Annotated in this window: 13 protein-coding genes and 1 tRNA gene; 8 read left to right on the top strand and 6 right to left on the bottom strand. The window is 55.4% G+C overall.

Annotated elements, in window-relative coordinates:
- Window positions 1–32 precede the first annotated feature (32 nt).
- Genes ACXAE6_RS05800 through ACXAE6_RS05790 form a run of 3 tightly spaced genes read right to left on the bottom strand, consistent with a single transcriptional unit; the run spans window position 33 to window position 2976 of the window.
- Window positions 33–1556 carry a tripartite tricarboxylate transporter permease gene (locus ACXAE6_RS05800; RefSeq protein ID WP_475145640.1) on the bottom strand — a complete coding sequence of 508 codons (1524 nt, stop codon included), beginning with the start codon at window positions 1554–1556 and terminating at the stop codon, window positions 33–35.
- Window positions 1544–2002, bottom strand: coding sequence for a tripartite tricarboxylate transporter TctB family protein (locus ACXAE6_RS05795; protein WP_475145637.1), 459 nt, complete (start codon window positions 2000–2002; stop codon window positions 1544–1546). Before ACXAE6_RS05795 ends, ACXAE6_RS05800 begins: the two co-directional genes overlap by 13 nt.
- A complete protein-coding gene (locus ACXAE6_RS05790; RefSeq protein WP_475145635.1) occupies window positions 1999–2976 on the bottom strand; it encodes a Bug family tripartite tricarboxylate transporter substrate binding protein in 978 nt (325 codons plus the stop codon). The genes ACXAE6_RS05795 and ACXAE6_RS05790 overlap by 4 nt, the downstream gene beginning before the upstream one ends.
- 318 nt (window positions 2977–3294) lie before the next feature.
- Here ACXAE6_RS05790 and ACXAE6_RS05785 point away from each other — a divergent pair, with 318 nt between their 5' ends.
- The gene (locus ACXAE6_RS05785) at window positions 3295–4881 is read left to right on the top strand and encodes an ATP-binding protein (protein ID WP_475145631.1); all 1587 of its coding nucleotides are present in this window, start codon (window positions 3295–3297) and stop codon (window positions 4879–4881) included.
- Window positions 4878–5576, top strand: a complete 699-nt coding sequence (locus tag ACXAE6_RS05780; RefSeq protein WP_475145629.1) for a response regulator — start codon at window positions 4878–4880, stop codon at window positions 5574–5576. Before ACXAE6_RS05785 ends, ACXAE6_RS05780 begins: the two co-directional genes overlap by 4 nt.
- Window positions 5577–5582: 6 nt before the next feature.
- Here the strand turns inward: ACXAE6_RS05780 and ACXAE6_RS05775 are convergent, their stop codons facing one another.
- Window positions 5583–7637 carry a TonB-dependent siderophore receptor gene (locus tag ACXAE6_RS05775; protein ID WP_475145626.1) on the bottom strand — a complete coding sequence of 685 codons (2055 nt, stop codon included), beginning with the start codon at window positions 7635–7637 and terminating at the stop codon, window positions 5583–5585.
- A gap of 157 nt (window positions 7638–7794) precedes the next feature.
- Here ACXAE6_RS05775 and ACXAE6_RS05770 point away from each other — a divergent pair, with 157 nt between their 5' ends.
- Window positions 7795–8121, top strand: a complete 327-nt coding sequence (locus ACXAE6_RS05770) for a DUF3301 domain-containing protein (RefSeq protein WP_475145624.1) — start codon at window positions 7795–7797, stop codon at window positions 8119–8121.
- Between the two features lie 139 nt (window positions 8122–8260).
- Here the strand turns inward: ACXAE6_RS05770 and ACXAE6_RS05765 are convergent.
- Window positions 8261–8337 (bottom strand) — tRNA-Pro (locus ACXAE6_RS05765).
- 198 nt (window positions 8338–8535) lie between these two features.
- Here ACXAE6_RS05765 and ACXAE6_RS05760 point away from each other — a divergent pair.
- Complete coding sequence (locus ACXAE6_RS05760; RefSeq protein WP_392797558.1) at window positions 8536–9042, top strand: winged helix-turn-helix transcriptional regulator; 507 nt, start codon at window positions 8536–8538, stop codon at window positions 9040–9042.
- Between the two features lie 33 nt (window positions 9043–9075).
- Entirely contained in the window at window positions 9076–9753 is a 678-nt protein-coding gene (locus ACXAE6_RS05755; RefSeq protein WP_392797559.1) for a YiaD family glycine zipper/OmpA-like lipoprotein, read from the top strand.
- Between the two features lie 73 nt (window positions 9754–9826).
- Here ACXAE6_RS05755 and ACXAE6_RS05750 read toward each other — a convergent pair whose 3' ends face one another.
- Entirely contained in the window at window positions 9827–10207 is a 381-nt protein-coding gene (locus ACXAE6_RS05750) for a MaoP family protein (RefSeq protein WP_392797560.1), read from the bottom strand.
- 153 nt (window positions 10208–10360) lie between these two features.
- Here ACXAE6_RS05750 and ACXAE6_RS05745 point away from each other — a divergent pair, with 153 nt between their 5' ends.
- From ACXAE6_RS05745 to ACXAE6_RS05735, 3 genes are read left to right on the top strand one after another with little or no spacing between them, the layout of a single operon-like run.
- Window positions 10361–11182: a LysR family transcriptional regulator gene (locus ACXAE6_RS05745; RefSeq protein ID WP_475145617.1), complete on the top strand. Its 822-nt coding sequence runs from the start codon at window positions 10361–10363 to the stop codon at window positions 11180–11182.
- 40 nt (window positions 11183–11222) lie between these two features.
- Window positions 11223–11945, top strand: coding sequence for a glutamine amidotransferase-related protein (locus tag ACXAE6_RS05740; protein WP_475145614.1), 723 nt, complete (start codon window positions 11223–11225; stop codon window positions 11943–11945).
- A 54-nt stretch (window positions 11946–11999) separates the two neighbouring features.
- Complete coding sequence (locus tag ACXAE6_RS05735) at window positions 12000–12341, top strand: hypothetical protein (RefSeq protein WP_475145611.1); 342 nt, start codon at window positions 12000–12002, stop codon at window positions 12339–12341.
- The last annotated feature ends 4 nt before the right edge of the window (window positions 12342–12345 follow it).

Below are 12345 nucleotides of genomic sequence, written 5' to 3'. Positions count from 1 at the left end.
GCCGCTTGGCCGCTTTTCAGAACCGCATGCTATCAATCACTGGTCTGGCTTTCGGTCATGCTTTGGCGCATGCGACGACGCAGGATCGGACCCACCAAATAAGGCAGTACCAGACCCAGAACAGCCAGAATCCAAAGGCCAGCGGCCAAAGGACTGCCCCAGAGAATCGACCAGTCACCGTCAGACAACACCATGGCGTGTCCCAGGTTCTTCTCCATTTCCGGCCCCAGCAGCAGACCCAGAATAATGGGCACCAAAGGGATTTCCAGCTTGCGCAGCAGATAACCGGCAACACCGAAGGCCACCATGAAATAGAGATCAAAGGTCGAATGGCTGATCGAGTAAATGCCGACAAAGGCCACCATGGTCACTACAGGCAGCAGATACATCGGCGGTACTGACAGCAGCTTCACAAAGAAGCCCACCAGCGGGATGTTCAGCACCAGCAACACCAGGTTACCGATCAGCAGGGCAGCAATCACGCCCCAGACGATATCCGCATTCTGAGTGAACATCAGCGGACCCGGAGTGATGTTCAGCGAAATCAACATCGCCAACAGCACGGCCGTGGTACCACTGCCGGGAACACCCAGCGTCAGCATCGGCACCAGCGCACCCGAAGATGCACCGTTATTACCGGCTTCCGGTGCGGCCACACCGCGCGGGTCACCTTCACCAAAGTTGCCCTTTTTGCCCAGGTACTGCTTCTCCAGCGTATAGCTGATAAAGCTGCCCAAAGACGCACCGGCACCCGGAAGCACCCCGGCAATAAAGCCCAGGACGCCGCCACGCATGGAGGTTGGCAAAGTGGCGATGATTTCTTTAGGTCGCAGCACCAGCTTGCCGACCTTGATCAGCTTACGACCCGCACCGGCACGCTCTTCGATAAACAGCAGCAACTCAGAAATGGCAAACAGACCAACGATGGCCAGGATGAAATCGACGCCTTCGTACAGCTTCAGAATACCGAAGGTGTAACGCTGGGTACCGGTGGAATCGATACCCACGGTCGAAATCATGATGCCCAGCGTCGCAGCAACAATGGTCTTCACCGGGTTCTTGCCGGTAATACCACCGAGGGTGGCAAAGGCCAGCAAGAACAAAGCAAAGTACTCCGCCGGACCAAAGGTCAGGGCAAAACGCGCCAGGACCGGTGCCAGCAGAATCAAACCAAGAGTTCCGACCAGGCCGCCCATAAAGGAGGCGATGGCGGAAATTGCCAGCGCTTCTGCTGCCTTGCCTTTCTGCGCCATCGGATAACCGTCCAGACAGGTCATCATCGCCGGTTCATCACCGGGAATGTTCAGCAGAATGGACGAGATGCGACCACCGTACATGGCACCGGCATACACTGAGGTCAGCAAAATCATGGCCGTATCAGCCGATAAGCCAAGGGTAAATGCCAGCGGAATCAGGATGGCCACACCGTTGGCCGGACCCAGACCCGGCAAAGCGCCGATCAGCGTACCGACGAAGGCACCAAAGAGCGCAAACATCAGGTTCTGTGGCTGCAATGCAACGGCAAAGCCCTGCATCAGGAAGTTCAAGGTATCCATCGTTCAACCTCCAGCAGACCCGCCGGCAACGACAGTTCCAGCAGATGATTGAACAGAATGAACACCAGCACCGCGCCAATCAGGCCAGTCAGGAAAGCACCTTTGGGACGCGCACCCATGCGCCAGCACAGCGTGCCGACAGCAGCGGTGGTTGCCAGCACAAAGCCGAGCACTTCCAGCAGCAAGGCGTAGACAATCAGCACCAAAACAGCAACGGCCAGCTCCACCAGCGTGTGGCGGCCTGGCCAATCGGTATCCGGGTCGGGTTTGGCGATCAGATAACAGCTTGATAGCGCCAGTATCACCGACAGGATAGTGGGAAAGGTATCCGGTCCGACCGCCTCATGGCCGCCGAAGGGCGGCGGCCATTGTTGGGCGGCCCAACCGTAGGCTACGGCCAGGACCAGCAGGACCAGGCCGAGCAAACGATCTCCGCGTGCGGTCATCTCAGCAATCCGATCTCACGTGACAATTGTTCGATATCAGCAACCTGATCGGTAACAAAGCTTTCGAATTCATTCGCCGGCGGATGGAACGGAATCAGGCCGTTACGCGCCATAACCGCTTCCCATTCGTCGCTGGCATAGAGTTCGTCGATGGCTGCAACCCAGTATTCCTGAGCTTCCGGATCGGCATCGGCTGGCATATAGAAGCCGCGCCAGTTTGGACCCAGTGCATCGATGCCTTGTTCACGTGCAGTCGGGATGTCGCTCAGACGGCCCGGCAAGCGCTCTTCAGACAGCACCGCCAGAACGCGCAGGTCACCGGATTCGATAAAGCCAGTGGCTTCACTGATATCACCGGTGAACGCATCAACGTGACCACCGATGACCTGAGTCATGGCTTCGCCGCCGTTGTTGTACGACAGGTAAGGAATGCGTGGCAGGTTCTCAACGCCGGCCGCTTTGGCAGCGATCAACGCCTTGAGATGGTCCCAGCCACCGTTGGCACTGCCACCGGCGAATTTGACCGAACGCGGATCGGCTTTCAGCGCGTCCATCAGTTCATTCAGGTTCTGGTATTCGGAGTCATTAGCGACCGCGATGATGCCGTAATCGGCACCCAGCGCACCGACCCACTTAACCATGCCTGCGTTCATGCCCGGGAATTGCTGCTGAGCCAAACGCGTCGTGGTAGCGGTTGATGCGGCAACCAACAATTGGTCGTCATCATTGCGCTTACTGACCGTATGAGCGAAGGCAACACCGCCACCGGCGCCTGCCATGTTGGTGGTTTGGACGTTACCAGGAACCAGGTCCAGTTCTTCCAATACCTGACCGACACTGCGGCAGGTAAAATCCCAGCCACCGCCCGGATCCGCCGGTGCGATGCATTCAACACGACCACTTGGCTCCCAGGCCAGGGTAGTTGCACTGACGGCGAGCGCCGCCAGCAAAGCAAGACTTTGCTTGAGCTTCATTGGATTGTCCTCTTCGTTGTTGTTGTAGGCTGCCGGACGCAACCGGCCACTGACCGAGGGCGGCCGTGGCCTGACGGGACGTTAGGTCGAGCAGGCAAATGCGACCAGCTTATGGACGTAAAGCCTTTATCGGTTATAAAGGCACTTTAGTGCATTTTGTTCACGGGCAATCAAAAATGGCTTCCGTTACGCTTAACCAGCGCTCGGAACCGTGATCGACCTGCCCAACCGGTATCGCTGGATCGCTCCGGCCTCCCACGAACAACTATTAGATAGAAGCGCGCTGTCGTGTTTAGAAAATTAAAATTAAAAACCCGCATGATATTGGTCCTGGGTCTGGTCAGTGCCGTTCAGACCGGACTGATTGGCGGCTTCGCCTGGCAATACCTCAGCCGTTCCCTGGACGATCAGATTGGCCAACGCGCCTTGATGGTCGCCAAAACCATCGCCGCCATGCCGGGCATTATCAACGGCATCGAACAACGAGACTCCACTGCACTGCAGCGACTGAGTGAAAAACTCGCCCGCACCAATGAAGCCCTCTTTATCGTCATCGGCGATGCCAACAACATTCGACTGGCGCATCCCAACCCGGATCGAATCGGGCACTCCATGGCCGATGATGATGGCGACAGCGGGGAAATAGCTCTGCTGGATGGTCGCGCCTATGTAAACAAGGCACACGGCAGTTTGGGCGAGTCGATGCGCGGCAAGGCACCGGTATTCGACGACAGCGGCCGCGACATCATCGGGCTGGTCTCAGTGGGCTATTCGCTGGACCAGGTCCGCACCACCATCAATCGCTATAAGCTGGTGTTGATCGTGGCCATGACGCTGATGCTGATGGCCAGTGTCGCTGCAGCCACCATCATTGCCGGCCGCTTCAAAAAAGCGATTTTCGGCCTGGAGCCGGAACAGATTGCCCGGCTGTTCGAAGAGCTGGATGCCACCTTACAGTCGGTTCGCGAAGGCATCATTGCCGTGAATCGCGAGGGCCAGATCACCACCGTCAACCGCACCGCTATCGAAACCCTCGGCCTGGCGCCAGACACCACTCTGGTCGGCCGCCAGATTGACGAAATAGTACCCGACAGTGGCCTATTGCCGATTCTGGACAGTGGCGAATCGCAATTCGATCAGGAAGTCTGGCTCAACGGCCGACTGATGATCGTTAACCGCCTGCCAGTAAAACAGGACGGTGCCCTGATTGGTGTGGTGTCCTCATTCCGACTGCGCGATGAACTGGACCAGGTCAGTCGACAATTAACCCGCATTCAGCAGTACGCCGATACGCTGCGCTCCCAAACCCATGAATACTCCAACAAGCTGCATACCATTGCCGGACTTATCCAACTGGGCGCACACGACGAAGCCCTGGCATTGATCGGCAGCGAAGTCAGCGATCACCAGGCGTTGATTCAACTGTTGTTGGAGGCGGTGCCAGATCCAGTACTGGCTGGCTGTCTGCTCGGTAAATACAACCGCGCGCGGGAAATGGGACTGTCGTTGGTCATCGATCCAGGCAGTCGCATGACCGAGTTGCCCGAGAGCCTGCCGCGAGACCAACTGGTCAGCGTGGTCGGCAACCTGATCGATAACGCACTGGAAGCCACGCGCCAATCGAAACCCAATGGCGGTCAGGTGCAATTGAGCATGACTGACCTGGGTCACGACCTGATTTTTGAAGTGGAAGATCAGGGCCCCGGCATTCCCAGCGAACAACGTGAACGCATCTTTGAGAAAGGCGTGAGTACCAAAAGCGATACCAACCACGGCCTGGGCCTGCACCTGGTGCGCTCCTTCGTTGCCCGCTGGGGTGGCTCCATTACACTGGAAGTGCTGCAATCGGGCAGTCGCTTTACCTTATACCTGCCGAAACAGCCGGAAGTAGAGGCCGACGCATGAGACATTTAAAATTGCTCGTCGTTGAAGACGACCCACAAATTGCTGAAATTCAGCGCCGTTTTGTGGAGCGACTCGACAATGTCGAACTGTGCGGCATCGCCCACAACCTGACCGACGCCGCCGATCTGGTCGATGTCTTCCAACCGGATTTAATGTTGCTGGATGTGTTCTTCCCCGACGGCAACGGCCTGGATTTACTGCGTCAGTTACGCGCTAGAGACGTCCACACCGACATCATCCTGATCACCGCTGCACGTGAGGTCGACACCCTGCGTTCAGCGCTGCACGGCGGCGTCTTTGATTACATTCTCAAACCGCTGGTGTACGAACGGCTTGAAGAGGCCGTTCATAATTACCGGCAGCACCGGGATCGGCTGGATAACCTCGAAAGAGTTGCGCAAAAGGAAGTGGATGCATTGCTGCCGCGCGGCCACAACGACACCGGCAACGAACCCGAACGACTGCCTAAAGGCATCGATGCACTGACGCTCGACACCATCCGCAAGGTATTGCAGGAAGACGGCACCTGGAGCGCCGAAGCGGTCGGCCAACGCATTGGCGCATCGCGCACCACTGCAAGGCGCTACCTGGAATATCTGGTCAGCGCCGGCGAACTGATTGCCGAAGTGAACTACGGCAGCGTCGGCCGGCCGGAGCGACGTTATCGCCCCGGTGCGGGTGATGTTAATCAGTGATGGGAGTTACCACTGATAGCTCATGCTGGCGGTCGCTTTGCGGGCTTCGCCGTAGTAGCACCAGTAGTCACAAGAGGCGACATATTCTTCATCAGTCAGGTTTTTCACGTTGACCTGCGCTTGCCAACCATCGGCAAAAGCATAACCAGCCATCAGATCGAACAGCGTGTAGGAAGGTACCGTAACATCGCCCGCCTCATATTCTGTTTCGCCGACGAATCGGACACCACTACCCAACTTCAAGCCATTTAATACGCCACTGAACGCATAATCCGCCCATAACGCAGCCTGATGAGTCGGGATGATGGCTACGCCGGTTTCGCTGCTACCATCGTCAGTATAAGCATCGTTGTAGGTGTAGCTGGCCATCAGCTGGAGGTTATCGGTGACATAGCCGACACCTTCAACTTCAACGCCGGTGGCGTGTCGGGTAGAACCATCCTGAACAATCTGGCCACTGCCATTACGGACCAGAGCATTCTCTTCTTCGATCTGGAAGACCGACGCTGTGACATAACCATCGATATCCAAGGGTGCAATCTTCACCCCGATATCCAGCTGGTAGCCCTGGCGCGGCTCATAGAGATCGCCATTGATATTGGCACTGGTGGTCGGCTCGAAGGATTCGGTGTAACTAAAGTATGGAGACACGCCGAGATCCGATACATACATCAATCCACCCGAGAATGACGATGCTTCCAGTTCTGACGATTCGGAGGAAATCTTGTTTTCAATATCCACCCAGTCATAGCGCGCGCCAGCCTGGGCATACCAGCGGTCATCCCAACTCAACTGTTCTTGCAGGTACACACCAACCTGGCGTTTGGCAATCGATACATCGGTCAAATCGCTGTCGGCTACCGGCGTATAGTTTCCATAAGTTGGGTTAAACAGATCGACATCGCCAAACGTTCCATAATTATCAAAACTGTTGCCGCGCTTATTAAAATCCTGATAGTCCAAACCCAGCAGTATAGTGTTATCGGCAGAGCCAATAGCAAAGTCACCAGCCAAGCGATTATCCACAGTGAAACTGCGGACACGACCATCACGGTGGACATGACCTCGCGACGCGGTTGATCCCGTAGCCGACATAAAATAGGTCGAGCGCAACAGAAGATCCAACTCGCTGTAACGGGCATTTTGCTGCACACGCCAGTTATTATTGAACTCATGACCCAGTTCATAGCCAAGAGAGGTTTGGGTTCGATCATTGGTGTCGTAATCCGGCTCGCCATAAAAGGTCGAAGGATCAATCTGACCACCACTGGTATCTATAGTGCCGACGATTGGCTTAAAGCCATTGTAAGGAACCGCATCATCTTTCTGCACGCTGGCCAGTACCGTCAGGCTGGTCGCATCGTTAATGTCCCACTCCAGACTAGGTGCAACATAGAGGCGTTCGCTCTCAGTATAGTCGATATCACCATTTTCAGAGCGGTAAAGAGCCACCAGGCGATAGCGAACACTGTCACTCACCGCATCAGACTGATCAATGCCGACCTGAAGATGCTCTCGGTTACCTACTTGCAGATCAAAACGCCCCTGAGGTTCATCCGTCGGCCGCTTGCTTTGCAAATTTACCAAGCCACCGGGTAGTGCTTCGCCATAAAGATTTGAAGAAGGCCCTTTCAACAGATCGATTTGTTCCAAACCATAGGGTTCGGCAACCCAGTAGTAATAGCCATCTTTGAAGATGCGCATACCATCCTGATAAGTAGATTGGTCAAAACCACGCACTTTGAGCCAGTCTGCATCGTTATCACCACCATATTGACCACTAACGACGCCAGCACGGTAACGGAAAGCCTCATCTACCGCCTGAACATCCTGTTCTTCCAACTCTTCACGCTGAACAACGGAAGCCGGCCTTGGGGTTTCCAGCAGCGGGGTTTCTACTTTTAACGCCGTACCTGAAACTACGACGGCATTTAACGAAGGCGATTCGCTGGTCTCGTCTTCAGCGAATGTCAGGTTGAAGCCAGCCAGAACTGACAATGGAAAGACAAAACCAATAGCCCGGGCCAGCGAAGCTGGTCGGGTAAATGCAGGAGTAGCCATGAAAACCTCGATAACGAACAGGTGAGTATCGTTTGAAAATTCGCTTAAATCACAACAATAATAGTAATTATTCTTATTTTGTTTCGCAAATTTTCGTCTGATTCCCATTTCGTCCGATGTTATTGTGCTATCCAAAGCATCGAAGTGAGTGCACACCTTGTCATCAAACCAACTGATTACCCTGCTAGTGCTGGCCGTATTCGGCGCCTGGCTCTGGCACCATCTGGGCATCCGCCAATATGCCTTACTGGCGGCGCGTCAGATCACCCAGCGCGCCGGAGTTCAGCTGTTGGATCAGAGTATTTATTTGCGCAAGGTGAGAGTGGTGCGATCCAAATCCAGCCTTATCGCGCTGGAGCGCAGTTATGAATTTGAATTCTCCACCCGCGGCGATCGACGGTTTCTTGGCTGGGTAGTCATGCTGGGTCGGCGAATGGAGCGGTCTGAACTGCAGCCTTATACCGAAGATCAGTTGCTTCAATAAATACTGGATGATGCTGGGAAAGGATTGCTCGAAGAGACAGTATTTGGACTGGTCCGACACATCGGGGCCGGCATACCGGCTGCGACCCACGGGTCGCTGGTACTATTGACTATCAGGTGCTTTAACGTTCAGAGAGGATTGGTCGGAGAGACAGGATTTGAACCTGCGACCCCTACCTCCCGAAGGTAGTGCTCTACCAAGCTGAGCTACTCTCCGACACTGGATGCCTGGGGCTAGGCAATCTCACGCAAGCCTTTGATTTCACTGACCTTTGCGGCCAATGCCAGTAGGGCGGCGTTCGAGCTGCGCAATAGTACGGAGTCCAATCATCGGCGTCAACTCTTGCCGGGCGCCAATTGCCGCCACGCCGGCCGCTCGGTTATGCTGCCTCCTCTATCCCCGGTAACCGCTGCGATGACGGACAGTCAAAACGCCCGCAAATTGGACCGCCTGGATTTAAAAATCCTCCGTGCCCTCCAGGAAAATGCTCGTATCTCTTACGTTGATCTGGCCGAGAAAGTCGGGCTGTCGACGACGCCTTGTATGGATAGAGTCAAACGCCTGGAGCGCACTGGCCTCATCCAGGGTTACCATGCCAGTATCGACCCGCTGGCGCTGGGCTTGTCGTTATTGGTTTTCGTAGAAATCACGCTTTCGAACCAATCGCCTGAGGCTTTCGATGCGTTTCGTGAAGCCGTTGATGGACTCAGCTATGTTCAGGAATGTCATCTGGTGTCTGGTCAATCCGATTACCTGATCAAACTGCGCCTGACCGACCTCGCCAGTTACCGTAAGTACCTGGGGGAGATGCTGCTCGCACTGCCTTATGTACGGGAATCAAAAAGCTATATTGTGATGGAAGAGGCCAAACAAACGGCCCTCTTACCGTTAGATTTAATCAGTCACCGTTTTAAACGCTAAGCACTGCCATTCACCCTAGGGAGGAACCCATTGATGAAAACCTGGCAGACGTTGTGCTGGCCATTGGCGCTGAGCAGCGCCATCCTGACCGGCTGTACTTCGCTGGAAGCCTTTACTGGCGAAAACCAGATCAATAACACCTCGCGCGGCGCCATTGCCGGCGGTTTACTCGGCGCCGTTCTGGGAGCGGCCACGGCACCCAAGGACGAACGCATGCGTCGCGCCCTGATTGGCGCCGGCATCGGCGGTGTTGCTGGCGGTGGGGTCGGGCTTTATATGGATCGCCAGGAGGCCGAGCTGCGCCGGGAATTGGTCGACAGTGGTGTTCAGGTAAGACGCACCGAAGAAGGCCAGATTGATCTGATCATGCCGGGCAACATTACCTTCGATACCAATAGCTCGACGGTCAAAGCCCAGTTTACCGACACTCTCGAATCTGTCGCCAAGGTGCTGCAGGAATACGAGAACACTCTGGTCACAGTGGAAGGTCATACCGACAGCACCGGCAGCGACAGCTATAACCAGTTGTTGTCCGAACAACGCGCCTCAAGCGTCGCAGAAGTGTTCTTGAAAAACGGCGTCGCCTATGAGCGGGTTGCCGCCATCGGTTATGGCGAAGCCCGACCGGTTGCCAGCAACGAAACCGAAACGGGTCGCTCGGCCAACCGACGGGTGGAAATCAGCCTCGAAGCGATTGTCGCGGGGCAGTGAATTCCCAACATAATAAACAAAGGCGGCCGATGGCCGCCTTTTTTAATTCCGTCGCCGCAGTCGACCACCCTTATCAATCGCCAAAGTCGGCGGAAAAATCATCATCCGGTGAGACGCTGTTGTTGGCACCTTTGGCGTAATAGTAACTGGCAGTGAACGAGAACGATGCCCGCGACTTGCCTTCCACCCGGGCGCGATATTTCAGCCAGAGTTTTTCGCAGTCGGTGGTGGCTTCTTTCTCGCCACGAATCATCTTCAGAAACTGTTGTTCGACTTCATTAACGGCCTGGTGCTCACCCACCTCGAGACGACGAAAAGTCTCCCCCAAACGCCTCAGCAGTTCTGCTTCACGGATGGAGAAATCACCAGACCGCTCCAGACCATAAGGGTAATGACGGTTATCGGTGAATGCCTTAAAGAGAGTGTAGCCTTCAGGGCTGATTGCTTGGGACATGACAACCTCCGCAGTCCTGCTTACATGCGCGCATTCATAAGGTCTGTACGACCGAGTGTAAAACGAGTAATTTTTGCCCCGTCGATGCAGTCTTTTGATCAACGAATGAAGGCGCTGTGATCACACAGCACTTCGCAAGGCGAGGAGCCAGCCTTGGATCTGCAACAGTTGAAAACTTTTTTGGAAGTCTGCCAGACCCGGCATTTCGGTCACGCGGCCAGCAACCTCTATCTGACACAGTCGGCGGTCAGTTTTCGCATTCGGCAGTTGGAAAACCAACTCGGCACAACACTCTTTGTGCGCCATCGCAACAACCTGCAGCTGACCGCCGCTGGCGAACGCCTACGCCATCACGCCGAGAGCATCTTAAGCAGCTGGGAACAGGCACGGCAGGATGTCGCCAGCCAACAGGATCGAGCGGCTACGATGAGTTTGGCCACAACCTCAGCCATCTGGACGTCCTGGCTGGGTTCGGCGCTGGCGGATATGCACCATCAACTGGCCGACCGCTATTGGCGCAGCGAAACCCTCACACCCGATCAAATCAGCCGGCGCTTACTGGAACGCAGTCTGGATCTGGCGATATTGCCAGTGCCTCTTAAAGTGGATGAACTCACCAGCCGCTTGCTGACCCCTTTGACGCTAACGCTCGCCAGCGCCAAAAACACAGCCACTGAAACGGCCCTGGAACAAGCCTATGTCCAGATCGATTGGGCGCCACAGTTGCCCATCCATCCCGGAGCCGAGCTCAGTGCCATTCCCAGCCTGCAAACCACTGACCTGCAATTGGCAATGAATTGGATACAACGTTACCGGGGCGCAGCTCTGTTACCGGAAAATCTGCTCGACCTAGATGACTGGCAGCTCAGATCCGACCTGGCAACAACTCAATTACCGCTCTATCTGATTCATCACAGCCATCATCCTGATCTGGCCAACATGACACCGGTTATCGACTACCTGCTGCAGCGTTGATTGATTAGAATCAGGCATTCCAACTGTTCGGAGTCTCTCTATGAAAGTGGCCATTCTGGAAACCGATATCCTGCGTGACAATCTGCAGCCAACCTATATCGGCTATGGCCGGATGTTTCAGCAACTCTTTGACCGTGTTGATGTCGATTGGGAAATGCCCATCTTCTCGGTCATTCAGGGTGAGTATCCGGATACAATCGACGACTTCGATGCGTTCCTGATCACCGGCAGTAAGCACGATGCCTTCGCCGACGACGCTTGGATCGTGCGTTTGCGTGACTACTCCCGCCAGTTGTTCGAAGCAGGCAAGCCGCTGGTTGGTATCTGTTTTGGTCATCAACTGCTGGCACACGCTCTGGGCGGCCGCGCGGAACGCGCGGGTTCCGGCTGGGGGTTAGGGGTGATGCATTACCAGTTGGATGAACAGCCTGACTTTATCGACAGCGACCAGAGCGTCAGTCTGCTGGTCAGTCATCGTGACCAGGTGACCGCCTTGCCGCCAGGCGCAAAACCTCTGCTCAGCAACAGTTTCTGTCCGCTGGCTGCCTTCTTTATTCCCGACCAGGTGCTGTGTTTCCAAGGACATCCGGAATTCAGCAAGGACTATGAACGCGCCTTGCTTGAGTACCGTGAAGACGATGTCAGCAGTGAGCAGATGGCGCGCATTCGCGCCAGCCTGGACGAAGAGCATCAGGGAGAACGCATTGCTCAGTGGATGAAGTCCTTTCTTGAACAGGCAACCAGCACGCCTTTACAGGGCTGATCCGAACCGACAGAGTGGACGGCGGTTCGTCGTCATCCACTCGTGGAGTTCCTCATGTTTCGTTTTCAGGATCGGTTACTACGCACCCTCTATCCGGTTAAACCCGCGGCGGGATGGTTGCTCGGGCTCGGTATCCTGTGTTTTCCCGCCTTGCTCGGTGTCGCAGTATGGCGACCCCAAACCGACACAGGGTTACTGTTTATTGCTCTGGTGTGCGGCCTGAGCGTTGTGCTGTTCGGCATTTTGGTGTCGATGAGTCGTCCACAAGCTGCGCCGAAAGCCGGTTTGGGTAACCGGTTGAGACGGTTCTGGGAGGGGCTGGTGTTCTGGTGCTGGTTAGGTTGTTTGGCTCTGGTGGCCAGTCTGGCTCTGAAGATCGTCAGCTTCAGCAGCTGAGTGC

It is taken from the genome of Saccharospirillum sp. ABV4_185 (assembly GCF_056159245.1).
The sequence above is the reverse complement of the archived record's forward strand: the minus strand, read 5'-3'. Positions and strand labels throughout refer to the sequence as shown.